Origin of the sequence: Pontibacterium sinense (assembly GCF_015209595.1) — a bacterium.
Taxonomy (GTDB): Bacteria; Pseudomonadota; Gammaproteobacteria; order Pseudomonadales; family Balneatricaceae; genus Pontibacterium; species Pontibacterium sinense.
This window is the reverse complement of record NZ_JADEYS010000002.1, coordinates 80,710-106,637: the sequence shown is the minus strand read 5'-3', so window position 1 is coordinate 106,637 and position 25,928 is coordinate 80,710. Positions and strand designations below refer to the sequence as shown.

Sequence of the window (25,928 nt, the reverse complement as noted above, 5' to 3'; positions counted from 1 at the left end):
CTACATTCCCTCAAAGGTTCTCTGCTGGTAATAATCATCAAACAGTTGAGCTGTCATTGGACGCGCAAAGTAATAACCCTGTCCGTAGTCACAACCTACACTGGTCAGTAATGCTTTTTGCTCTTCCGTTTCAATACCTTCAGCGATCACCTTGATGCCGAGTTTATGCGCCATCACGATAATCGCTTCACAAAGCGCCATATCGTCCGATTCGGCCGTCAGACTGCTAACAAATGCTTTGTCGATCTTGAGATAATCGATATCAAATCGACGCAGGTATGCAAGTGATGAATAACCTGTTCCAAAGTCATCCAGTGCTACCTGAACATCAGCATCTCTGAACATTAACAGTTTACGGCTCACCTCAGGCCCTGAATCCATCAAGAGTCCTTCAGTAATTTCCACCGTCAGCGCTGATCCTGGCAGCCCTAAACGTTCCAGGGCACTTATCCATATTTCCGGTTTGCATGCCTCTTCCAGAAACTGCACGGGAGAGGTATTCACCGACACCTGAAAATCCTTATCGATTGTTTCACGCCATTGAGTCACCTGACGTGCAGCCTCACGAAACACCCAGTCTCCAATTTCAAGAATGCGACCGGTTTCCTCAGCAACAGCAATAAACTCAACAGGTGAAACAAATCCTCTTTGAGGATGTTGCCAACGGATTAACGCTTCAGCTTTTTTGATTGAGCCTGACGCCAGCTCCACGATGGGCTGATAACTGACGCTAAACTGCTCTTTCTCCAACGCAATTCGCAGATCTTTTCCTAATTGAACACGATTCAAGGCGGCCTGATGCATAGATGGCGTAAAGTAGGAGTATCGATTACGACCATTATTCTTTGCCGCATACATTGCCTGATCGGCATTCTTTAGCAGCTGGTCAATACTGGGCGCATCATCAGGGAAAAATGTCACGCCGATACTCGCTGTGATGTACGCCGTATCACCCGACAGATCAAAGGGTTCAGCCAGTGCTGAAATAATATTAAGTGCGACCCGCTCAACACAATCGATCTCGTCCAGTTCACCTAATATCACGGTAAACTCATCACCGCCCTGACGCGCCACCGTATCTGAACTGCGAACCGCATCCCGAATGCGTTTCGCGGCCTCGACCAGAAGAATGTCACCCATATCATGGCCTAATGTATCGTTTACCTCTTTAAAGCGATCCAGGTCGAGGAACATTAAGGCCATTCGCTGGCCCTCACGCGAAACCTTTTTCATCTCCTGCGCCATGCGGTCACGCATCATATTGCGGTTGGGCAGCCCGGTCAGCGCATCGAAATTGGCCTGTTTCCATATCATTTCATCGGCTGCGCGCTTATCCGTAATATCACGGCTGATTCCCATGACACCGTATAATGTTCCATCAAGACCGTAAAAAGGCGCCTTGTACACATCCAGTACCACCTCTCGACCATCTGGGTAATAGGATGTGCACTCATATGACTGAGCCTCACCGGTCGACATAATTTCCATATCTTTCTGCCTCACAAGTTCCGCTACTTGCGGTGCAAACAACTGCAGATCGTTTTTCTCGCGCAACTCCATTTCAGAAGAATCGGTAAACGCTTCAAATGCCTTATTGCAGCTTACATATTCACGATCCGTGTTTTTGACGAAAACAAGGTCAGGGATCGCGTCAATCAAGCCACGCAATAAACCGCGTTCTCGGTTCAACATTGCCTCGCTCTCTCGTAACGCTTTCTCTGCCATACGCCGATCTCGCTGACGACGTAATATAAGCGCCATAAACAACGTACCGAATGGGAAAATAACGATAATAGGCGGCACAACTTTGGTAAAAATCGCAGCATGCATTTCCGTCGGCATGAGGAATAGACAAGCGCCAACCGTGAGTTCTACAACCAGACCAAACAGATAGAGACGCCACCAACTTAAAGACCAGTTGAAACGGTTTGAGCAGTAACGCCAGAGAAGCCCCACCGCAGAGGTCGAAAGAATCACGAGTGAACCCACAATGGCACCGCCACCACCTTGATATAACCGATAGGCAACGGTCATAACAACAGCGATCAGTGTGGTACGCCACCCAAAAAACAGGCCACATAAACTCAGCAACACCCACCGTGAATCAAAGAATATCCCGGGCTCCAACTCCCACGGAGTAGACATAACTGCAATGCCTATTGCACCCACTAACACACCGGACAAACTGTCACGCAATATACGGTTAGATATGCTGCGTAACCCCAGAGTGTCGTATATCACTCCCAAGCCCAGTAATAGGATTGCGTTGTTGAGCAGCGCCGAAAAACTGGCTGTATCCATCTACTTCAATTCCAAAGCCATCAGCTGGCACGATAAGGTCGGCAATTCGTTGATTACACATGTGTTTAGCATGGATGATCCTAAAAATGTAGAGGATTTACTACTAATTGGCATGGTCCAAAGCATTTATTGTATGCAGATTATAGTTCTACGGCCGTTCGTACCACTTCTACACACTACAACCTATTGATCCGTGTGGCATTTATCTATCACGCTGCTGAAAATTAGTTTATGATTCTAAGCAAATTTACTTATAAGCATGAAGTATTTAAACGAATGCTATTCACCTACCCCATCAAGTCACACCGCCTATGTGCGCTGAATATCGGCAAATATTGGCCCGGACCCGTGCTCTAACGCATACCGTTTTTGCATGAGTAGCGTTCTAGATATTTCGTGAAAGCAAAGCAACTTTCGAAATATTATTTTGATTTTCGATATATTTTTCCAAACGATCTATTTTGATTGCATCATGGATCAAAACCCTCAAGACGATGCCGACATCGCAGAATGAAATTTCTGCACTACGTCTCTTAGCAACACACGGCGCTCCAACCGCGTGATCTTAAGGAACATAGATACAACACTTAAACGCATCTTGTGAGAAAGGAACTTCAGGACAATCATGACAGTAAAATTAAGCATAAAAGACGTCTGTAAGATCTTCGGCGAGGACAGCCGTAAGTCTTTGGAGATGTTGCGTAACGGCAGTACCAAGGAAGAAATTCTTGCCGCTACCGGTCAGAACGTGGGTGTCAACAATGCCTCCTTTGATATCCATGAAGGTGAAATATTCGTCATCATGGGCCTGTCTGGTTCTGGAAAATCAACGCTAGTACGCATGCTTAACCGCTTAATCGAGCCCACTGCGGGAGAGATTCTTCTAAATAACGTTGATATTGCCAAACTCAGCAATGACGAACTGATCCAAGTTCGTCGCAACGCGATAAGCATGGTGTTCCAATCTTTCGCACTGATGCCACATATGAGCGTACTGGAAAATGTATGCTTTGGTTTAGAACTCTCCGGCACCAGCAAATCACAACGCGAAGAGCGCGCTCTGGAAGCCCTGCGTCAGGTCGGCCTGGAAGCCTACAGCGAGAGCTACCCTGATGAGCTATCTGGCGGCATGCAGCAACGTGTAGGCCTCGCTCGCGCACTGGCGAACGATCCTGAAGTATTGTTGATGGATGAAGCGTTTTCCGCGCTTGATCCACTGATTAGAACCGAAATGCAGGACGAGCTGGTTAAGCTTCAGGCTGACCAGAAACGGACCATCGTATTTATCTCTCACGATCTCGATGAAGCAATGCGTATCGGTGATCGAATCGCAATCATGGAAGGCGGTCGCGTCGTTCAGGTTGGAACACCCGATGAAATCCTTAAGAATCCGGCCGATGATTATGTCCGTGCGTTCTTCCGCGATGTAGATGTGAGCAACGTCCTGACAGCGGGCGACATCGCAACCAAACACCAGGTTACGATTATCGAAAAAGAGACCTCAGGCGTACGCTCAGCCATTAAACGTCTCAGCGACTATGACCGCGACTGGGGTTATGTTTTGGGTAAGAACAAAACATTCTCCGGTATCGTCACCCCAGACAGCCTTCAAAGCCAGTACGAGAATGACGGATCAATCGCTGCTGCGATGCTGAGCGATGTCAGAACCATCAAGGCAACTGAAAGCCTGAACGATATTATCAGCACCGTGGCCTCCACCCCTTATGGTTTACCTGTCATTAACGATGAAGGTATCTATCTGGGCGTCATTACTCGCGCGCACCTGCTCAACACACTGGATTCAGAAGGAGTTGTTACTCATGGCGGATAATCCTTGGGCTACAACAGCCGAAAACACAGCAGACACCTCATCAGCGACGTCTGCAAACGAAACGGCCGCACAAGCAGAGTCTGCTAATCCATGGGGTGCCCAGACTGAAGAAAGCACATCTGATGCTGCGAATGCCTGGAATTCTGCACCTGCAGAAGAAACCTCTAACAGCGGCGCAGACTGGCTCAGCAGCGCTCAGCCCCAGGTAGAAGATCAAGCCATTGATTGGATGCACCCGTTTCAAGAAGCAGTCATCCCGCTGGATACGTGGGTCGACAGTGCCTTGATGTCACTGGTCGAGAACTTTCGTCCGGTTTTCCAATCAATTCGAGTACCTATTGACGCTACACTGACCGGCGTTGAGTCTCTACTTCAGGCGGCCCCCGATTTTCTAATTATTGCGCTATTCGCGCTAATGGCGCTGAAAGCCTCTGGCCGCGGCCTGGCTATTGCGACCGTAATATCACTGTCGATTGTTGGCTTTATCGGTGCGTGGCAGGAAGCGATGGTTACCCTGTCACTGGTCATTACCTCGGTCTTTTTCTGCGTACTAATCGGATTACCGACAGGTATCTGGCTATCACGCAGCGACACGGCATTGCGTATATTCCGCCCCGTCCTCGATGCCATGCAAACCACACCCGCATTTGTTTATCTGGTGCCGATCGTAATGCTATTCGGTATCGGCAACGTTCCCGGTGTCGTTGTAACAATCATTTTCGCACTGCCCCCACTCATTCGTTTGACCAACCTCGGCATTCGACAAGTGCCAGAGGACCTGATCGAAGCAGCAACATCATTTGGTGCCAATAAAAGCCAGCTTCTGTTCCGCGTTCAGCTGCCTCTGGCCATGCCAACCATTATGGCAGGCATTAACCAGACACTGATGCTGACCCTGTCCATGGTGGTAATCGCCTCCATGATCGCCGTAGGAGGGTTGGGGCAAATGGTTCTACGTGGTATTGGTCGTCTGGATATGGGCCTGGCTGCCGTGGGCGGACTGGGTATCGTCCTTTTAGCGATCATTCTCGACCGCCTGACACAATCTTTGGGTGAGCAACAAAAACGACGTCGCTCTAAAAACAAAAGCGCCCAATAAATTAATTTCACCGACTCATCGGCAAAACAACAATGGAGATCACATGTTGTTCAAAAATAAAAAACTGACCGCTGCACTCGCAGTCGGCACCCTGACAATGACCAGCCATGCATTTGCTGCTGATATGCCAGGCAAAGGAGTTGAAGTACAACCAATCAAATCCTCTATCGCCGAAGAAACGTTCCAGACCGTCCTAGTGATGCGCGCACTGGAATCACTCGGCTACGATGTTAAGCCTATTAAGGAAGTTGAGTACGCAACTGGACACGTCGCACTGTCTAACGGCGACGCAACTTTCATGGCCGACCACTGGGACCCAATGCACACAGATTTCTACGCCAACGCTGGTGGCGATGAGAAACTGTTCCGTCAGGGCGTATATTCCGGCGGTGCACTGCAGGGTTACCTGATTGATAAAGCAACTGCTGACAAATACGGCATCAAAAATATTCAGCAGCTGAAAGACCCTAAGCTGGCTAAACTGTTTGATTCCAACGGTGACGGTAAAGCAGATCTATCTGGCTGTAACCCTGGCTGGGGCTGCGAAAAGGTTATCGAACATCAACTTGACGAGTTCGGACTGCGCGACACAGTCACCCACAACCAAGGTTCATACTCAGCAATTATCGCTGATACGATCACACGTCAAAAAAGCGGAAAACCTGTACTGTATTACACTTGGACTCCTTACTGGGTCAGTGGCGTAATGGTACCGGGTAAAGACGTTACTTGGCTGCAGGTTCCATATTCTTCCCTTCCGGGCGGTATGGCGGGCATGAGCACCGAGCTGCCAGATGGCTCTAACTACGGCTTCCAGGTCAACAACCAGCGTATCGTTGCGAATCTGAAATTTGCACAGGAAAACCCTGCTGCTGCGACTCTGTTTGCGATCATGAAACTGCCTGCAAACGACATCTCTGCACAGAACCGCCGTATGCGCGACGGTGAAAAAAGTGCACGTGAGATCGAACGTCACGCTGATGGCTGGATTAGTGCGCACCAGGCAACATTTAACGGCTGGCTAGAACAGGCTCGTAAAGCCGCTAAATAACGCACAGATATTATTAGTGCCCCAGCCGGGGCACTATTTCACTTTCCAGCACGACCAGCCAGACATTCACTTCGCCCAGTCAGAGATGATCCCACATACCCTTGATGTACACTCCACAAGGGCTATCCGAGCATTATTTCACTACAAAGCGAATCGATCTTGCCTCCATACGGACTATACAATGGAAAAAAGCCAACAGGTTCTGATCATGCTACGACAGATCATTCGAGCAACCGACCTGCACGACAAACATATCAGTCGCAGCACAGGCCTGACACCACCTCAACTGCTAACTATGAAAACCCTGCGCGATCAGGCACCGATGATCGCAGGCAATTTGGCAAAAGAGATGGGGCTGGCACAAGCAACCATTACCAGTATTCTTGATCGTTTAGAGAAGAAAGACTACGTCTCCCGCGTTCGAGGCACGGAAGATAAAAGAAAGGTCTGGATTGAATTGACCGAATCGGGTCTGGAGCTACTAAAAGGCTCCCCTACGACGCAACAAGATACGTTTGTACGCCAGTTTGACGATATGAACACATGGGAACAATCAATGATTGTCGCATCCCTTGAACGTATCGCCCACATCCTGAACGCTCAACATATCGATGCAGCTCCACTGCTTGATATCGGCCAACTGGATCGAACACTACGCACAGATGTTCCTGCGTATCTGAACGAAGAGAAAGACCCAGACTCCTGAGCACTTATACGTCGGCAGTGCCAATCCGATCAGTATCAGTTTTTCGCATATCAGACGACACCGGCAGCTCTACATCAAACACAGTCCCACGCCCTACTTGACTGCGTACGTTGATCTTTCCTCCATGATCTCTAACAATCCCATACGCAATAGCCAACCCCATACCGGTTCCCTGTCCTATCGGCTTCGTCGTATAAAACGGAACAAATATTTCTTTCAGGACTTCTGGTGGCATACCGCATCCATTATCTGCGATCCGGATATGGATGATCTCATCACATACGCTTGTCGTTACCTTGATAAGAGGTTTACTGCTGTCAGCCAACGCATGTTTCGCATTCATAATCAGATTGAGAAATACCTGATTTAGCTGATTAGGATTACAGACGATGCGAGGCAACGGATCTAAATCAAGTTTTAATGTTACTGAGTTTTTTAGCTCCGCATTAAGCAGCTTAATTGTACTACTAATGCCTTCCAGCAAATCTGCCTCAACGTAATCGCTACCTTGAGTTCGCGAGAAGCTACGCAAGTTCTGCACAATCTCCTTAACACGCTGAATACCTTCAACCGTATCGTCAATCAGGCCTGACATATCCTCAGACAGAAATTCAAGATCTTCTCTTTCTATAAGCTGCTTCAGTTCCTCCCTGAACTGGGAGGGCATACTGGAATCATTGATACAGCCCTGATTGAACTTCAGCAACTGCATAAAAGCCTGTTTGTAGACTGGTAAGCTCTCGAGGTTACTCAGAACAAAAGCTAGTGGGTTATTAATTTCATGAGCGACGCCTGCTGACAGAGTACCCAATGTCGCCAGCTTTTCATTTTGCATCGTCAGCGCTTGTTGCTGCTTTAGCTGTTTGTAACTTTCCTCAAGCTTTTGATTCTTGAAATAAAGCTCTCTTGCTTTATCCTCGAGCAACTGTTCAGCCTTCAGCCGCGCACTTCTCTCTCTCGTATACGCAACCTCATATGGATTATCGCTGCTAGCCATGATTAAACCTAATCACTAAGTCACAGTGGTCTGAACCTTTATGCATACACACCGGATGGTCAATCTCAACCGGCGTTTTATAGTACTCCGATGCCCCCATTATAAGTCCCTCAGCCAATACACAGAGTTTTCGCGGTGAGGTGTACTGCATAATAAGTTGATCGTCACGACTTTCATCATAAGAGAACGATGGCAGGTTAGGGCTCTCGTAAAGCTTACACACCTCGATGTGAATGACCGACTCCACACTGATCAGAAAGTCTCGTAAATTATCCGACTGCTCAAGGAATACTGGATACCTTTCAGCCAACTGGTGGAACATATACACGCCAAAGGCGCCAATGACCTCTCCAATCGGCATCTCTAATTTAGCCGCCACTGATTCAACAAGACCAAGCAACTCCTCATCAGGATAGCTTTCTCCTGCAGTATAAATACCCGTCGCAGAGACTTGCTCATCCAATACGTCATTCCAGGTTTGCATCCCACACTGGTTGATAACCATATCTTCGAGCACATTGAAAACAACACCTTTCATCACCCGCCTCCTTACAGAAAAGACAAAATGCCTCTACATCACGTTCCAGTCAGTAAAATCGATTAAGCCCAACAGCTCAAGTCCTCTCTGCCCTATCGGATCCAAGCGCGACACTCGGGTCAATTTTCTTTAGCAAAGCGTTGTACCAAAGCCCAAACTGTTCTGGCGACATCATATCCTTATTATGCATGTACTCAGCTCTCAGCATCAGTCGAAAATACTCCAACCCCGCATTTAGCTCCTCAAGCAATCGACTGCTTTTCCACGGTTTTTCCATAAAACAATGGACCCCGACCGACGCAACTGCCTGGACAATGTCATGACGGGACGCATGAGCACTCAGCATTATCTTATAGGATACGGGTTGAATTGCCTCCAAAGTTTGAAGAAATTCAGTCCCTGTCATCTTAGGCATGCGAAAATCAGTAATGACTAAAGGAACAATACGATGGCGAGCAAACTCCAACGCATCCGCAGGATTAACGAATGTTATGACCTGCCACCCACTGCGCCCCAGCATTCTCTGCAGAGACTTTAGCACCTGAGCTTCATCATCAATAATCATCACTGTCTTTATCATTTTGAATACCTCACTCGTTGTTGAAAACGTAAATCTCCAACAACTGTTGATCAGTTTGTTCAAATGACTGCAGACGTCTTACCGTCTCATTCGTGAATCTATGTCCTTCCGGCAGCAAGAGTATGTCGTTGTCGTTAAATAAGTTTCTCGACAACTGCATCCCGACACGCAGCTGCTTTATCGATACTACCCATTCATCCTGCCCCAGCACATCCTGTTGCAGGCATGGAAGTACATCGCCAAGTTTCATTACTATACAGCTGTCATATTCCCTATCAGCGTTCATTTCAAGTCGACGCAAGGCCCCATCAACACTGCTTCGTCCCTTTCGTAACCGACCATGCACCGAGAGAATGTAATCTCTCGCAATGGCCAAAATTCGCGCACCCACGGGAATATCCGTACCTGACAACCGGTCCGGCAGCCCCGTGCCGTCATAGGCTTCATACTGATATTTGATAATCGTCGCTACATCTTGCAGACCCGTCGCTGGGGCCAGCGCTATATAAGCCTGAGCCGGATGTTTGCGATATCGGTTCAACTCGTCAGGAGATAGTTCATAAACCGGTTTATTCAGCAATTCATCATCAGAACCCAGAAGCCCCAACTCGTACAACAAGCCAGATAAGTGGATCGCTCTTATTTCCCGCTTGGTTAAGTTCATCCGCGTCGCAAGCAATTTGCAAAGTTCACCAACTTCTACAGCAATACGGCCACCAAGATGTGGGTTAAGGCTGATCAGGTTATAAAACACGCGGATCGTAGACTTTAGATTGTCATTGGCCTGGAGGTTCGCTTTATGCAATTTTCCCATTGCCAACCGAATCTGCTTTGTTCGCTGCTGAACCTTATTCTCCAACCCGGCATTCATATTCATAAGCAACTGATTTTGCTTCTCAACCTGAGATAGCAAGCGTGTGTTTTCCGACTGCAATCGCGCCCGTTCAACAGCTTGACTAACGGTTAGAATCAGGTCTTCGTTGTTCCAGGGCTTACGCATGTAACGATGAATCTGACCTTCATTGACTGCCTGTATAGTGGATTCGATATCCGAATAACCTGTGAGCAATATCCGCACACAGTTAGGGTATTGGCTGGCCACATCTGAAAGAAATTCAGCTCCGTTCACTTCCGGCATACGCATATCAGATATAACGATATCAACCGGCTGGTTTTTGAGTATAAAAAGACCGTCCCTGGCACAGCTCGCTGAGAAAAACTGGTATGACGCTCCGCGCAACACGCGTTTCAAGGAACTGAGAACACTTGCTTCATCATCAACACACAGAATCTTTATCTTCTGATTAGCCACAAAGCCTGCACTATCTGAGGGTGCCGTCTCTGCTAGTTGCTCCATCCGAAAGATCTCCACCAAAGTTTCCCACTCAACACATCTTAAAGTGCGAGCATTCAAAAATGTCCACTAAGACAACAATGTCACAAATGTCGCATTGGTATGAAAATAGTCTATGCTTGAATCATCTTCAAGATTTCAAACAAATATTTATCAGGATTATTCTTTATCTTATTGTTTTTAAAGCGAACTAAAAATCATAAAAAACAAGAACGACATCAGACCGATTACCAAACCGGAACCTTTCTAAGGCCGAAGGACAGGAGGTTTTTATGAGACAAATCAACACAATACCCGCCAAGTCGCGGACAAAAAGACAATATGGTGCTACGCTGAATGAAACGTTCAACATGGATGATAAACAGCCCACACAGCGGGGCTGTTGCATCAGAAGTGACACGGCCATAAGGGCCTGTGTCTGAAGATAGAGGAGATCTTCGTGTCGTTGTTGATAAACATGGATGTAGCTTCCCTAGCACCGCTACTTTATGGATCGCCCGTTCCTGATACTCACTGCCCTCTTACACTACATTGCCTAAATGCACCCCCCAACACTGATCAGACTTTCGTACTTAACATCATTCATGTTCAAGGTTTGAACCATGCTGAAATCGATTTTATTAGTTGATGATGAAGCCGCTATATTGCGTGCACTTAACCGCCTTCTAAGGCGAGCAGGGTTTACGGTGCATACCGCAAATTCGGGTAAAGAAGCGCTTGCTGTTTTGTCACAAAATGACATTCAGGTCGTACTTTCAGATTTTCGAATGCCCTATATGACCGGTGGGGAGTTGTTACTTAGGGTTAAAGAGGAACATCCCCATATTGTTGGCCTCGTCCTGAGTGGATATGCAGATTTGGAGTCGGTCACAAGCATACTGAACAGCGGGACTGCCTATAAGTTTCTTCACAAACCCTGGGATGACACTGCGCTAATCGCACAAATAGAGATGGCGTTTGAGCACTGGGCAACGTTGCAAAAGCAGCACGGCCTGACACGTATGGTATGGGAAAGTGACGAAGCCCTATTTGAAATTAATGCACAAGGGATCGTTTCCCACCTTAATCCTGCTGCCTGTGATCTCTGCTGCGCATCTGAAAACGATGTTTTGAGGCAGCCGATTAGTGAATTTTTACATGCCGTCTCGCCACGGCAGATAGAGCAACTCTGCCTGAATAGCGAAACCCAGACCGAACTGGTGTACGAAGACAACATATTCGAGCTGGCCTGCCGCCCAACGGCGAACAGCCTCTGGATTCTCAGCGTTCGACAGAAATCGCACAATGGAGGTCTCGGCGTAAAACATCTGCTTCATCGCAGTGAAATCATCCGACGCCTTTCAGAATGGATATTACCTGATAAAGAAACGGATCAATGCACGCCCCTGCCATCGGCCTGCCTTATCTACATGGACGTAAATCGCTTCAAAACATTTAACGACAGCTTAGGCTATCAAGAAGCCGATAAGTTACTGGCGGAAGTTGCCCACAAACTGATTGAACATAAACCCGCAGGATCCTATGTTGGCCGTATCACCGGCGATGAGTTTGTATTGGCAATTCCCGGCATAAGTAGCGATGAAGAAACCCTCACGCTGATTAATCAACTACTCAAGGTATTCGAAAACCCAATCACCTTCGCTAACCGACAGGTGTATATCTCATTCAGTGTTGCCTATGCCATAGCCCCTGTAGACGGCCGCTGCCCTGAAGATCTCTTACAGAACGCTCAGGCAGCAGCGTCCTATTCCAAACGCCGTGGCCGCTATATTTATCCGCGCTATAAGCCCGAGATGAATAAACGGAATAACGAATTGATGACTATCCAGAGCGACCTCTATCGCGCTCTGGAACGAAATGAGTTCTCCGTGGTGTATCAACCTAAAGTGTCATTCTCTAACGGACGGATTCTTGGAGCCGAAAGCTTATTGCGCTGGAAACACCAAACCCTGGGGATGATATCCCCGGCAACCTTCATTCCCATGGCAGAAGACAATGGGCTGATTGAAGCGATTGGGGAATGGGTGCTGGCAACCGCTGCAACACAAAGTAAGTTCTGGCAATTAGATGGCCTCCCCTCCTTTCTCCTTGCTGTTAACTTATCCGGCCGCCAGTTACAGGAAGACGGACTACTCGACACGGTGCGCAGCATTATCCGGACATCAGGAATTGACCCAACTTTGCTTGAGCTGGAAGTTACCGAAACGTTTCTGATGCAAGATATCGATCACAGTCTTAGTCTTTTGCACGAATTAAAGTCCATAGGCATCCGGCTAGCGCTTGATGATTTCGGCACCGGTTATTCTTCGCTGAACTATCTAAGCCGACTACCCGTTGATACGCTAAAAATCGATCGCTCCTTTGTAGTTGACCTGGAAGAAAGTAAGGAAAGATACAACCTAGTACGAAATGTGATTCGCATGTCCCATGATCTGGGTATGCAGGTCGTGGCTGAAGGTGTCGAAACTCAGACACAATTCGAACTGCTTAAATCACTGAACTGCGACGAAGTGCAGGGGTACTTTATCAGCCCTCCTGTATCACCTGACAAATTCAGGATGCTACTGGAGAACCAGCCGTTGATCGATAATAACTATAATCTCGCCTTACCTGCTTTTGCGGTTGAGTAATCGGAGCCTGTATTGTGACGCCAGACAAACCAAAAGTTCTTTTTCTCGACGACGAAAGCAGTGCTCTACGTTCTCTGCATCGCAATCTGCGCAGGCACTTCAGAGATTGGGAGCTAGTTTTTGAACAATGCCCTGAAGACGCACTTAGACAGCTCGACACGCTTTCACCCTGGGTCGTCGTGAGTGACAAACGTATGCCACGAATGGATGGTATCGAGTTTCTGGGTCACGTTAGGCAACAATGCCCTCTCGCCGTACGTATCTTACTGAGTGGCGAAACCGATACTGACAAAGCGGTACCCGCGGTCGGTGTAGCCCATCTGATGCTGCCAAAGCCGTTTGAAATGGAAGGCCTGATTGATGCACTTCATGCCGCACAATGTTTGCGTGAACTGCCCATTCCACTGCACCTAAGGGAACAAATCGGCTGCATCGATAGCCTGCCTGTCCTCCCTGCTGTATATAAGGCATTGGTATCTTATTTAAATCAGACTGACGAACCTGATAGCGAACGCATCGCCGAAATCATTACGCAAGACACTGCAATCCTCAGCAAAATCCTGCAGCTCGCCAACTCCGCCTTTTTTGGCTTTGCGACACCCGCTACGAGTGCTATCGATGCAGTCGTACGTTTAGGACAAGGCATGATCAAAAATTTGGTGCTCTGTGCAGGTATCTTCAGGCAAGACAGTTCCAATAATACCTACGAACACGAGCAGCTCTGTCGACAGGCTGAGCATGTTGCCGGCATCATGCGCACACTGTCTCAGGAGATGAAACTGTCACGTGCCGAAGCTGATCACCATTATGTGCTAGGCATGCTACACAACGTTGGTGGTTTGATCTCAGGCGAGACCGGTAATTCCGAACGCAATGCAGTCATCAGCGCGTATCTGCTTAAGCTATGGGGGTTTGATTCGGACACCGTTGTCGCCGTACTCTATCAGCTGCACCCGGAGAACGCTCACAAGATAAAACCGATGACGCTGCGCTTACACGCGTCAACCGTGATCAATCACGCGCATCAGATCGGGGGCGATCCACTCGCAGCAGATTCAGGCCTAAATCAATCCCTGTTAAGGGACGCGGGAATGCTTGAACAAGTCGAACAATATCTTCAGGCTGATACGGCCAATCAATAAAGGCTACTTCTGGTAGCCTTGCCATTCCTTCAACATCTCTTACTGACGAAGGCGCGCTCCGGTTAGCCCGACTTCCAGACCTTCGAACCAATCGAGAAAACGACCAACATCGTCTCCTTTGAATATCCGACCATGCTGCGGACAAAGCATTTTCACATCAAGCTCACGCACCCGCTCCACCCAATCATTCTTGGCCTCATTGGAGGGCATCCAACGCTGGTGGAACAGTTTCATTCTGGGAATATGAGACTCGAAATCGTCCACAAACATCGGGGCATCGTCAGCCTCTATTGCTGCCCCAATATCGCCGGACATTAGAATCCCTGTTTGCGGATCAAAGACATTGAAGTTACCTGATGAGTGCAGATAGTGAGCGGGAATAAACACCAATTTCACGTCGTCCAACGTAAGACTTCCGCCTTCATCTGCGATCGCATTGAAGTTGATGTTCTGCATGCCAAAATGGCGAATAAAGCTTTCCCAGATCCAGGGAGAATGTAACGTCGCATCTTGCAGGGCCTGATCCCACAGCCCCAATGACGAGATAATATCTGGATCCTGATGAGACGCAAAAATATGGGTGATTTTATCGACCGGTACCTGCTTTATTACAGTGGTTAACATTGCCGAAAAAAGCTCGATCCCACCGGGATCCATCAACAGCGCATTATCTTTCGTAATGACCATATATTGGTTGGTATCAATGATTTTTTCCGGCTTGTTCGGATCGCGCCCAAACATCAACCAGCGATGCGAATCACCGTCGTAAAGCGTGTGGGTTTTCATGATAATTCCTGCGTTAACTGCTGGACGAGTGTCTGGGACGACTGGATATGCTTTTTAATAGACGCGGTCACACTTTCCACATTGTCAGCGACATTATTCAATGCTTGCTGATATACGCCATCTGCCTGCAACGCCTCGACTCTGGACATGGTGGCGAGCACACCCGCCGCCCGTAACTCGCCCTCCAACGTATCGAGTTCAGATGTCAGGAGCTTGATCTGGCTGTTATATGCGTCCCTCAACACACACTGGCGCTGACTTGTACGCTCGAATACAGGTTGCAAGCTGTCAATAAACGGAGAGTCTTTCGCTCGTTCACCAACGTCGACAAAGTGTCTTAAAGCGCGTTCGGCACGTTCTTTTTCTGCAGCAGTACGACTTAGTTCAGAAGCAAGATGGTTGATACGACTGGAAGAGCTAACAGTTAGATCAGCCAAGCGATGGATATAATCCGTAAGGGGTCGAAACCCCGACGCACCTTCCCCAGCACGAAAGGCCAACGCGCGAGCGTTGCTAGCAGTGATGGATAGATGTCGGGCAATACGTGTTGCTTTTTCCAATCGGGCAGCAATAACTGCAGCAACAACAAAATAACTATAGGTATGAGCGGCCATAATCGCGATTTCTGAAAACTACGCCTTGAAACCTACTCAGGTTAAACAAGGCTTTCTGAAAAACAGACTATAGCCGAAAGTATTACAACACGAAGACTTAAATGTTTACGAAACCGAAGAGTTATTGATTTAACTCAACATACAAATTGAATGCATTCTCATTCAATAAAATACCCATCAAGTACCAATTAAGGCACAAAATCAGTAAATACTATTTTTTGTTGTGAACATACATTTCAAACTGTTCTTCGAGATTAAATTCAATCTCCCGCACACGCTCGACAACGGTATCGTCAATGACCTGACCGGCACTTAGCAGCAAGATACCCTGACGACTAATCAGATCACGACTCAAAGTCATTCCCACCTGGAGGTCTTTACTTCCGATGCAGTCATCCTGGTTTATATCACCTTCTTTGGACAACACCCGGACAACACGCTCTAGCGTGTTCACAACGTCATCATCATATTTCTCAGTAGCGTAATTTTTCAGGAAATTTAACGCCTCATTCGTACTATATGCGCGCTCTTGATAGGTACCGGCAATCAGTTCAATGTAATCATTTACCACACATAAAATTCGCGCAGGCTTTGTTATCTCTGGATTCTTAAGTCCGCGTGGGTAACCCGTTCCGTCCAGATATTCTTTGTGCTGAACAATAATATTTCCGGCCGGATAGAGCGGTTTCACCAGTAACGTTGCGGCTTGAGCGAGAATAGGATGATTTTGAAACTGTCGCTGCTTATCCGCGGGTAACTCAACATAAGGCTTAAAAAGCAAATCATCGCTTAGGCTAAGCTTACCGATATTACGCAGCTGCCAAGCGTAATAAAGCTGCTTCAGCTCAGCACCTTCAACGCCGCACGCTTTTGCCACACCCAGCAAAAGCCGATTCAGATTCTGGTTGTTATCACTGGCTTTCATCCCCAAACGACGTGCAGTCAGCGTAGAAAACATTCGTACAACGGAGCGATAACTGTTCTTCAATCCATCATTAACAGCACGCAATTGCTCCGTACGTGCCAGCACTTTTGTTTCCAATGATTTATTCAGCTGCGCCAGCTCTTGGTTTTTCTGCTCTGTCAGTGCCTGTAGCTCTTCGTTCCTGCGGCGTAAACTCGCTAACTCGAATCCTTTGCGCACAACCTTCGTAACTTCTTCATCGCTCCAGGGCTTCGCCATAAAACGGCTTATTCTCCCCCGATTGATCGCATCGATGGAGGCCTGTAGGTCTGCGTATCCTGTCATAACAATACGTTCAGTGTCTGGCCACTGTTCTGCAACCTGTTCAAGAAAAACCTCTCCGCTCATCTCCGGCATACGCATATCGCTGATGATCAGATCGACAGATGTTGTTTGAAGTTCTTCGAGCGCGGCCACAGCTGATTCATGCGCAATAACCTTACACTTCAGCGGACGCACAACGCGTGTCAGTGCTTTTAGAATCTGGCTTTCATCATCGACTAGCATCAACGTATGCGCAGAATAATCCATCAATTAACACTCCATCTTTGTCGCCGCGTCGGCATTAATGCGCTTAAGCAGGTGCATGTTGCAGTAATGGAAATACCAGCGAAAAGCTGGTCCCTGCACCCGGTTTACTTTGTACGAGAATGTCGCCTTGGTGTTCTTTTACTATGCCATATGAGATTGCCAGCCCAAGGCCTGTGCCCTCGCCCACAGGTTTTGTGGTATAGAAAGGATCAAATAACTTTTCGATCGCACCCTTTTCTATGCCCTTTCCGTTATCCGTTACCCGAATCTCAATATGACTACCATCAAAGTGAGACGTCACCTTGATAGCGCCTTTGTCCTCTATAGCCTGCCCCGCATTCACCAGCAAATTCAAAATAACTTGGTTAATCTTCCCTGGAGAACAGTAACTTTTAGGCAAGTCCGCCAAATCGGTTATCACTTTGCAGTGATATTTAAGCTGGTTATCAACCATCTTCAGGGTAGTACGGATACATTCGTTCATGTCATGAGGGCGAAAATCCTCAGTTTGGTCAACGTGCGAGAAGTCTTTGAGGCCACGAACAATATCCCTGACACGTTCAGCGCCTTCCAGAGAGTCCTTAAGCAGCCCCTCCAAATCATCACGAATAAAGTCCAGATCCTGAGCTTGCGCATACGCCTCGATTTCGGACATTTTCTTCGCGCGAGCTTGATCATCCGTTAACGCCGCCAATAGCTGATATTGTTCTAGCAAGACCTGATAGGTAACAACATATCCTTCTAAGGTTTTAATATTACTCAGAACATAACCCACCGGGTTATTGATCTCATGCGCAACACCCGCAGCCAGTACGCCCACAGAGGCCATCTTTTCAGACTGAAGCAGCTTAGCCTGCGTGTCTTTAATCTCACGGTTCGCACTTTCCAGATCCTGATTTTTATTGATCAAATCTTCTGTGCGTTCTTTTACACGGCTTTCCAACGATTGATTCAGGCTGCGCAACTGTTGCTCAAACTGATCTCTCCGGGCACTAGCATCACGTAAATTAGAAGCCATTTTGTTAAATGCACGGGTTACATCAGCGATTTCATCACTGCCTCGAACCGGCAGTTCAACATCCAGATTGCCTTGGGATATATCACGTGCAGCGCCACGCAGTACTTTTAATTGCCCCGTCAGATAGGCGCCTAATAAGAATGAGAATAACGCCACTAAGCCCATCTCAATAGCGGCTAACGCGGCACTCCATTTCTGTGCCTCTTCAATCTTCGCATTCATGCTGCTGATATCCAGCCCCATCTGCACCTGTCCGTAATTCTCTCCGCCTTCAAATACTTCTGCGCGCGTATCAAATATCCCATCGCTTACCGATGGGACATCCAAATCCACCTGAAATGGGCGCGCGAGCGCTTCGGCATCCCCCGCTTGTGCAAACAATTCACCCTCGGGACCAAGCACACGTGCATACACCAAATCAGGATTACGCATGACTTCTGTAACAAAGGCGTCGAGTGACGCCAGATCATAGGAAAGGATGGCATCTTTGCTGGTGGTTGCGAACAGTGTTGCTGTGGTGGAAGCACGCTTAACCATACCTTCGTAGTTCGTACTACGAAGGTAATCCAGCGTCATAGACACCAGTAATATCAGCAGAATCGCCTCAATTGTGGCGATACCTAAAATGGTTTTAAGACGCAGTGACACCAAACACTCCTGAAAAAGCTAATCCCTTATTGCGCAAGCAGGTTATCCAACAAGCGTATGTTCAGCCCTCGCACATCATCCCAGTCGCCGTTTTCCGCCAACTCTAAGCCCTTAAAGTTGATCGTTTTGAGTAGGCTTTGGCCGCTTGGATCCGTATTCATCTCCAGCAAGGCTTGCTTCAGTTTAGCGACAGTTTCCGGTTTCACGCGTGGATGCACCGCAATAGCATGTGGTGTATACGTTGGAGTACTCCATAACACGCGTAGCTGCTCGCGAACTTCAGGCGTTGTGTTATTAAACGTTCGCATCACACCGCCACCAGCCACAAAGAAACCTTTTGAAACACTCAGATAGACAGAGTCATGGGACGAAACGTATTTAGGTTCAATGTTCATCCCTTCCTGTTCCATTTTGGCACGCGGCAACACGCTCGCAGCAAACGCGGCTGGAGACGGGAAAGCCAGTTTTTTCTGATCCAATTCAGCGAGGGTTTTCAAAGGACTGTCTTTACGAACAACGACAATTCCCTTAATTCGTTTGTCTTTCTGGCGGGCAATCGCGTCATAACCTGGTTTTTGGCTGAACACCGTATAGTGATATGGGTTCATGTAAGCCACATCATATTCTCCCGCACGCATCCTTTTTTCGAATGTTGGAATATTCTGGGCAGTCGCAAACCGAATAGTGGTGCCTGTTTTTTTACTCAGGTGCTTGAAGATCGGGGTCCACAGGCGGGCCAATTTTTTCGCAGACTGCTGGGGTACAATCCCAAATGTTAGGGTTTCCGCCTGTACCGGCACGGCGGCCATAGCAACCGCGCCAGAAACCAACGTTGCGCCTAGAATTTTCTTTACGACAGTTTTCATAACCATTATCACCTATCCTTGGGGTTGCTTTAGGCTTTGATCGACAGTAAATCAGACACTGCCTGACGCAAAATATCATTATCGAAAGGCTTTGAGAGTGCGCCGTTCGCACCCAGCTCAATCGCTTTACCAAGCTCTATTTCATTCAGTGCAGAAATGACAAGAATTTGCGTATTTGCGATCTCTTCAGTGCTGCGAACAAACTTGATTACATCAAATCCGTTCATGCCCGGCATACTCAGGTCAAGGGTCATCAGGTCGGGCTTTAGCATCATCAGCTGACTGCCCGCTTCAAAGCCGCCGTTCGCAATCTCTATACTCACATCCAAAGGCTTCAGCGTACGGCGGATGGCATTAGCAATTGCAAGTTCGTCATCTACGACAAGCACCTTCGGTTGAGCGTCTTCCGCAAGCTGCTCGGGAATTGGCATTCCGTTCTGCTTTAAAAAGCTGACGAAGTCATCCAGTTTCACGCGATTATTGCCACGCCCTGGTAGCTTAAAGCCTTTTAAGACGCCCTTATCCAGCCACCGAATAACCGTGCGTTGGTTAACATCACAGAATTTTGCAATATCACCGGTTGTGAGTGTTCTCATAGGTCAATTCAACCCTGCTACGTTTTGCTTCATTGAAGCGTAGACTAGTTATACGACATATGCGACATATGCGACTAAAAATATCATTCAGAGTCACGAGGATAATAAAAAGACATGATGCTTCGGGATGACTCGGAGCAACAATGTAAGACCAGATCTTTCTGCCAGCCGGCTAGAAGAGAGCATATGGCGCAAGGCCAATACTTCTATCGTCCGTACAGTCTAGTCTGCTTTGATCTGATTGCGACCCGATTGCTTCGCATCATATAAGCACAAGTCAGCCCGACCAAGCACATCAGTCATAGTTTCACTTGTGTGCCAACACGCCAGCCCGGCGCTCATCGTTAAGCGCATTTCCCGCTGATCAAATGCGACAACCAACATTTCGGTCATCATCCGTATGCGCTCCAAGACAATCGCTGCACGCTCCAAATCAAGGTCGGGCAGGATCACTGCAAACTCTTCCCCACCCAGCCTTCCGAACAGATCAGCTTCTCGCAGCTCTCGCTGAACAGCCTCAGTAAACGCTTTTAATACGTGATCACCCGCAACATGCCCATAGGTATCATTAAGGTGTTTGAAATGATCTAGATCGATCATAGCAATACACAGTGGTTTCTCATCGGATCCATTGCGCAACTGGTTGCCTAGACTGAGTAGCGCCCTTCGATTATAAACACCCGTTAGTGGATCCGTGTTGGCCTGTTCCAACAATTGGTGTTCCAACGCTTTGCGCTCAGAAATATCACTGACCGCAGCAAAGATCCGACGCTCATCATTCACATCAATGTAAGTTGCCGAGAATAAGCCCCAACAGCGTTCCCCCTGCAGGGTTTGGAGCTGACATTCAAAACCGATCACCTGCCCCTGATCAGACAACTCCTCTAGCATTCTTTTACGATCCTTTGGATCGGCGTAGAAGGTACTAACATCCGTTTTGCTTATGGCGTCATGCGTCAGCCCGAAATGTCTCATAAAGAGCGTATTGCACTCGATAATCGAACCTTCTTCTCGTGTCATAACATAAGGAATTGGTAACGCATCCAGCACCGCTTCCAAATGATCAGATTTTTGCCGTAACTCATGGGTTCTGCTCTGCACTACATTTTCCAGCACCGTGTTGTGAGTCTGCAATTGCCCATACAACACACTATTGTGGTAACTACTGGCGAATTGGTTGCTAAGTAATTCCAACACCCTCAAACGCTGTGCGGTAAATAGATTACGTGTATCGCGATGATCCAAATGCAAGACACTGATTAACCGATCATGATGATAAAGCGGGATAAGCAGCACGGAGCGACTACCAGAGAGGGTGACATATGGATCAAGCACAAAGTCACCTTTGTTCAAGGCATCGTCCAGAATCAGCACCGATTGACTGTTCCGGCAATAATTCAACATGGCTACCGGCATGATTGGCACATCCGCGATCGGATCCAAATCCACACCGTTTTGCTGTACATTTTTCAGCGACCACCCCTGATCAGTCCACATATACAATGCGGCATGCTGCGCACCCGAGACCTTCGTCGCCCAGCTTAACATCCGCTGAGAAAGTTCCCCCTCGCCTAGCAACCGGGACAACTCCTGTGTCGCTGTACTGATCAAGTGCAGGTCGTAGCGATGCCCCGCAGAGATAACGTGTTCAGGACTCAGGGTACGCACAAAACACTCTAGCTCAGCGGCTTTTGCTCCCGCCCCCCAACCATGATAAAGGCTGATCGATTCTTCCAGGTACGCTTTACCCAACGTACTTTGCTTGCAGCTAATCCGGTATTTACCCATCCGCTCATTTGCCAGTGCTTGCCATAACGCAAAACCACCATCCCGGGCGCTGAGGATAGCCCGCTCAAACGCGTCTAACGCGTTGATCTCTTTGCCTTCAAGTGCGGCAAGTTCTGCGCTCACCAGATAATAGCCTGGTGCGAAATTGTCGGCGTTCATTGCATACCACCGTTGCAACAACGTCCAGTGTTGGTCAAACCAGCTTTGCCACTGTTCTCGTACTGCATCGGGCCGAACCTGTTTTAGTGCTAGCAGCGCCAACAGGTTGAACTGGGTGTACACTGCTTCATGAAAAATACCTTCGTCCAAATCTGCAGGCGTCAGTTCAACCGACAACGATACCTTCAATGCCTCCTCATAGTTGCCAAACAGGTAACTCTGCAAGAGACGCCCCAGCAATCGATCATAACGCCCACACATATAGTTGGTTTCTACGTAATACGCCTGTGCTTCAGCCTCATAACCGGACACATGATCCAAGGAATGCTGATTATCCAACTCACCCGAGAGCACTTTCAGCAGATTGCATTGCAAGGTACTCAGATATACCTGTGCAGGTTGCTTAATCCTTTCACAGGTGATTGAGACTTGTTCCGTTCGATGTAGCAATGTTTCCACACTGCTACACACCATCAGATCAGCATAGAAACCAAAGATATACGTGTGCACACCCCAATAATAATCGCCCTGCTCTAGACATTGATGGTAAGCGGCATCCCTCACATGGCTACTCAACATCAACGGCTGCTGCCATGGCAGGACAAAATTACTTAGCATCATCTGTAAACGCCCCTCAATTAGCGGGCTCGCAGGAAAAGACTCCCCCACGATGCGGGAATATTTTGCCGCTTCAAATGCCGTGTCGTAATCTTTGAGTACCTTGGTGCACATGAGACCGTACATCATATATACGTAAGACGAGTGCTGGCTGTTGCCCTCAGTCAAAGTCAAACGCAGCAAGCCAAGAATGGTCAGCGGAAACAATAACGATCCAGAGTTATAACAGCATGGCTGCATAGCCATCAGAATATCGAGCTGAAGGAGAACCTTCTTGTTGGAAATCGGTGTTTTTTGACTCAGCTGATGAAATGAAGTTTCTGACAACAACTGCTGAACAGATTCGATGGCCGCGCAGACATCATCCATCGTGGGTTCAACGGGCATCGGATAATTCAGATCCCTCAGCGCATACTGAGCTTGGGTAATGGCTTTGTCCAACTGGCCGACTCGGGTGTACTGAGTGATCAAAACAACATGCACACGCGCTGTTTGATCTACGTTCTCTCCGCGCCCTTCCAGCGAGGGACGCAGCCGTTCTGCACACTCATATTCACCGGCAAGATAGAGACACTCCAGTCTCTCCAGTTCAGCATCAAACAAGACGCTCTGAGCCACTAAACTGGACGATTGTGCTAGTTCAAAGAAATACTCCAGATATTCATTCGCAATTTTGTAAGCCGAGGTAGACTTCGCTTTCTTTGCAGCTTGAAGATTGAGCGCCATCACCTGTTCACGTTGCTGTTCATTCAGTAACGCTAAGGCGCAATTGAAATGGGAAACCAGATCGAAACAGCGGTGATCTGCAGTATCTTCATCAATCTCCGCAAACCGTTCCAACAACAGGCACCCGATGCGGTAATGCAACTGCATACGATCCTGTTCATCCAACATGGAATACGCAGCCTGCTGAACCCGATCATGCAGGAAACTGAGCTCGCCTTTAGTAGGCCTGCCCTGCATGTTATGCACATGCTGTATGAGCCCCATATCCAATGCAGGCTTCAGGATCTCATCCAACGTGGTATTCGCCGTATCGACCTCAGTCACCAGGTCAGTCGGGAAACGCGCTCCGATACATGATGCCTGCATGAGTGCGCGCTGGGTTTTCTGCGGTAAACGCCCAATTTTTGCGATCATCAGATCAATCACGTTGTCCGTGCTGGCTTGCCTTTCAATATCTGACTCGGACCAACGCCAGCGATTCTGACTGTAATCGAAGACCAATAACTCCTGCTGATACAGCTCATGCAGAAACTGGCGGAAGAAAAACGGATTACCTGCAGTTTTCTGATACACCAGATCGCCGAGGGACTGAATCTGCGCCAAAGGCAGCCCAAGAGTATCTCGCATAACCTCATGCAAAGCCCTCAGCGGCAAAGGCTTTAAATCAATCTGGCTGAGCCGACTTTGCTCTGCCATGAGATCTTGCAGTATGCGGCTAAACGGGTGTCGGTCATCGACTTCATTGTTCCGATACGCCCCCAACAAAAGACAATAACGATTTTCCGTGTCCATCATCAGCATGCGTAACAGATTGATGCTTGCCAGATCGGCCCACTGCAAATCATCAATAAATACGACCAGTGGTTTGTGAGCTGTACAAATTACCCGCACAAATTGCAAAAATACTCGGTTAAAGCGATTCTGTTGCTCCTCAGCCCCGAGAGGGACCGGTTCTGGCTGAGGCCCCAATAAACACCCCAAGTCCGGTAGAATATCGATCAGCACTTGTGCATTAGGCTTCAACGCAATCTCTAATCGATCACGCCACGTCTCCACTTCAATATCAGGTAATGCCAACAAAGTACGAATAAACTGACTAAATGCCTGTTCAATTGCACTGTAGGGTGTACCGCCCCGATACTGATCAAACTTACCGGTCACAAACAAGCCATTGGACTGCAAGACAGGCAATCGTACTTCATTTACCACCGCTGATTTTCCGACGCCAGAGTATCCCGCAATCAGAAACGCTTCCGAAGACCCCTTCGCTACCCGCTGAAACGCCTGCATTAACGCTTGTGTTTCTACATTACGCCCATATAAGCGCTGCGGGATATACAAACAGTCGGAACAATCCTGACCTCGAATACTAAAAGCCCCTTGCTCTGGCACGTACGCGAGTACGGCTTGCAAATCAGCCAACATCCCCGGGCAGCTCTGGTAACGGTTGGATGGCTCCTTTTCTAACAATGCACTTAAAACGGCACTCAGTGCTGTGCTCATCCTCTCTATACGTGCATCAGGTTCTTCCGATACGCCCGTTTTGATATCAATGATCAACGGCTGGGCGATCTGCGCATATCCGATCGCATTATCATCGTTCAACCCATAAAACGGGGCCTCACCGCAGAACAACCAATACAGCACACACCCGAAAGCATATAGATCCGTACGCCGGTCTAGCGTATGAGAAAACTGATAACCCTGTTCCGGGGCTAAAAAATGAGGCTTAGCCATAACTGGCCGAAAACCGGTCAAATCCGCAGTATTTTTCGGCACATGCCGGGCCGAACAAAAATCTAACAACACTGCGCGTTCAAAATCAGCACTAAACAAAAATGTTGCGGGACGCAGGGCCAGGTGCAGAACATCTCTTTCGTGGATTTCACACAACGCTCTCGCCATGCTGACCGCAATTTTTAACCGCTGACGAAGTGACAGCTGCAACGGTGAAAGCTCATTGAGCGGTATGCGACACTCGGTGCGCAGAAGCGTTTTTGTATCACGGCTATTCACTTCAGATGCATGCAAATACGGCGCGCCACTGCCATTTAGGTAACTCAGTATATGGTTTTCATTTTTGAGTGCGGCAGCAACTTCAAAAGGGGGCAACCGATGTAGGTAGGAGCGCTCAAATACAGTCTGATCTTGTTCTTTTCCTACAGGGGTTAGCTGTAGATAGTCATCCGATAAAATCGAAGATGAGCGAGTGTGCACCATGAAATGTCCTCGGAACCCCAGCGCGTAGTCGTTCCCTTCGGCTTAAGGAAGAGTCCCTCTTTGTTGTACGGATTACTATATTGCTTTTCCCTGCTACCTGAAACTACTACATCAGAAAGAACTCACCTAATACCTTTATCGATCAATTTGGGCTTCATCCTTACC

At 48.0% G+C, this 25,928-nt stretch carries 18 protein-coding genes; 6 read left to right on the top strand and 12 right to left on the bottom strand.

Annotated elements, in window-relative coordinates; all coding sequences use genetic code 11:
- The gene (locus IOQ59_RS02725) at positions 1-2,301 is read right to left on the bottom strand and encodes a putative bifunctional diguanylate cyclase/phosphodiesterase (RefSeq protein WP_193951724.1); all 2,301 of its coding nucleotides are present in this window, start codon (positions 2,299-2,301) and stop codon (positions 1-3) included.
- A 625-nt stretch (positions 2,302-2,926) separates the two neighbouring features.
- Between IOQ59_RS02725 and proV the strand changes: the two genes are divergently transcribed.
- The 4 genes from proV to IOQ59_RS02705 all read left to right on the top strand — a co-directional run bounded on the left by proV (position 2,927) and on the right by IOQ59_RS02705 (position 6,988).
- Positions 2,927-4,132 carry a glycine betaine/L-proline ABC transporter ATP-binding protein ProV gene (proV, locus tag IOQ59_RS02720; RefSeq protein WP_193951723.1) on the top strand — a complete coding sequence of 402 codons (1,206 nt, stop codon included), beginning with the start codon at positions 2,927-2,929 and terminating at the stop codon, positions 4,130-4,132.
- A complete protein-coding gene (proW, locus tag IOQ59_RS02715; protein ID WP_193951722.1) occupies positions 4,122-5,231 on the top strand; it encodes a glycine betaine/L-proline ABC transporter permease ProW in 1,110 nt (369 codons plus the stop codon). The genes proV and proW overlap by 11 nt, the downstream gene beginning before the upstream one ends.
- 43 nt (positions 5,232-5,274) lie before the next feature.
- Complete coding sequence (proX, locus tag IOQ59_RS02710; RefSeq protein ID WP_193951721.1) at positions 5,275-6,282, top strand: glycine betaine/L-proline ABC transporter substrate-binding protein ProX; 1,008 nt, start codon at positions 5,275-5,277, stop codon at positions 6,280-6,282.
- 181 nt (positions 6,283-6,463) lie between these two features.
- Positions 6,464-6,988 (top strand): MarR family winged helix-turn-helix transcriptional regulator, encoded by a 525-nt coding sequence (locus IOQ59_RS02705; RefSeq protein ID WP_193951720.1) that lies wholly within the window; start codon positions 6,464-6,466, stop codon positions 6,986-6,988.
- Positions 6,989-6,992: 4 nt separating this feature from the next.
- Here IOQ59_RS02705 and IOQ59_RS02700 read toward each other — a convergent pair whose 3' ends face one another.
- From IOQ59_RS02700 to nosR (IOQ59_RS02685), 4 genes are all read right to left on the bottom strand, one after another.
- Positions 6,993-7,985, bottom strand: a complete 993-nt coding sequence (locus IOQ59_RS02700) for a sensor histidine kinase (RefSeq protein WP_193951719.1) — start codon at positions 7,983-7,985, stop codon at positions 6,993-6,995.
- Positions 7,978-8,523: a heme NO-binding domain-containing protein gene (locus tag IOQ59_RS02695; RefSeq protein ID WP_193951718.1), complete on the bottom strand. Its 546-nt coding sequence runs from the start codon at positions 8,521-8,523 to the stop codon at positions 7,978-7,980. The genes IOQ59_RS02700 and IOQ59_RS02695 overlap by 8 nt, the downstream gene beginning before the upstream one ends.
- Before the next feature lie 76 nt (positions 8,524-8,599).
- A complete protein-coding gene (locus tag IOQ59_RS02690) occupies positions 8,600-9,103 on the bottom strand; it encodes a response regulator (RefSeq protein ID WP_193951717.1) in 504 nt (167 codons plus the stop codon).
- A 10-nt stretch (positions 9,104-9,113) separates the two neighbouring features.
- The gene (nosR, locus tag IOQ59_RS02685) at positions 9,114-10,460 is read right to left on the bottom strand and encodes a response regulator c-di-GMP phosphodiesterase, NosR family (protein WP_193951716.1); all 1,347 of its coding nucleotides are present in this window, start codon (positions 10,458-10,460) and stop codon (positions 9,114-9,116) included.
- A gap of 599 nt (positions 10,461-11,059) precedes the next feature.
- Between nosR (IOQ59_RS02685) and IOQ59_RS02680 the strand changes: the two genes are divergently transcribed.
- Positions 11,060-13,087, top strand: coding sequence for an EAL domain-containing protein (locus tag IOQ59_RS02680; RefSeq protein ID WP_193951715.1), 2,028 nt, complete (start codon positions 11,060-11,062; stop codon positions 13,085-13,087).
- A gap of 14 nt (positions 13,088-13,101) precedes the next feature.
- Complete coding sequence (locus IOQ59_RS02675) at positions 13,102-14,229, top strand: HDOD domain-containing protein (protein ID WP_193951714.1); 1,128 nt, start codon at positions 13,102-13,104, stop codon at positions 14,227-14,229.
- A 39-nt stretch (positions 14,230-14,268) separates the two neighbouring features.
- On the opposite strand, the gene IOQ59_RS02670 is transcribed toward IOQ59_RS02675, so the two are convergent.
- The 7 genes from IOQ59_RS02670 to IOQ59_RS02640 all read right to left on the bottom strand — a co-directional run bounded on the left by IOQ59_RS02670 (position 14,269) and on the right by IOQ59_RS02640 (position 25,763).
- Positions 14,269-15,015, bottom strand: a complete 747-nt coding sequence (locus IOQ59_RS02670; protein ID WP_193951713.1) for an oxygen-binding di-iron domain-containing protein — start codon at positions 15,013-15,015, stop codon at positions 14,269-14,271.
- Positions 15,012-15,629, bottom strand: a complete 618-nt coding sequence (locus tag IOQ59_RS02665) for a chemotaxis protein (protein WP_193951712.1) — start codon at positions 15,627-15,629, stop codon at positions 15,012-15,014. The genes IOQ59_RS02670 and IOQ59_RS02665 overlap by 4 nt, the downstream gene beginning before the upstream one ends.
- A gap of 211 nt (positions 15,630-15,840) precedes the next feature.
- Positions 15,841-17,124, bottom strand: a complete 1,284-nt coding sequence (nosR, locus tag IOQ59_RS02660; protein ID WP_193951711.1) for a response regulator c-di-GMP phosphodiesterase, NosR family — start codon at positions 17,122-17,124, stop codon at positions 15,841-15,843.
- Positions 17,125-17,167: 43 nt separating this feature from the next.
- Complete coding sequence (locus IOQ59_RS02655; protein WP_193951710.1) at positions 17,168-18,790, bottom strand: sensor histidine kinase; 1,623 nt, start codon at positions 18,788-18,790, stop codon at positions 17,168-17,170.
- Positions 18,791-18,816: 26 nt separating this feature from the next.
- Positions 18,817-19,599 carry a phosphate/phosphite/phosphonate ABC transporter substrate-binding protein gene (locus IOQ59_RS02650; RefSeq protein ID WP_443094386.1) on the bottom strand — a complete coding sequence of 261 codons (783 nt, stop codon included), beginning with the start codon at positions 19,597-19,599 and terminating at the stop codon, positions 18,817-18,819.
- 86 nt (positions 19,600-19,685) lie between these two features.
- Positions 19,686-20,252: a response regulator gene (locus IOQ59_RS02645; protein WP_193951708.1), complete on the bottom strand. Its 567-nt coding sequence runs from the start codon at positions 20,250-20,252 to the stop codon at positions 19,686-19,688.
- Between the two features lie 222 nt (positions 20,253-20,474).
- On the bottom strand, positions 20,475-25,763 hold the full coding sequence (locus IOQ59_RS02640) for a diguanylate cyclase (RefSeq protein ID WP_193951707.1): 5,289 nt from the start codon (positions 25,761-25,763) through the stop codon (positions 20,475-20,477).
- Positions 25,764-25,928 lie beyond the last annotated feature (165 nt).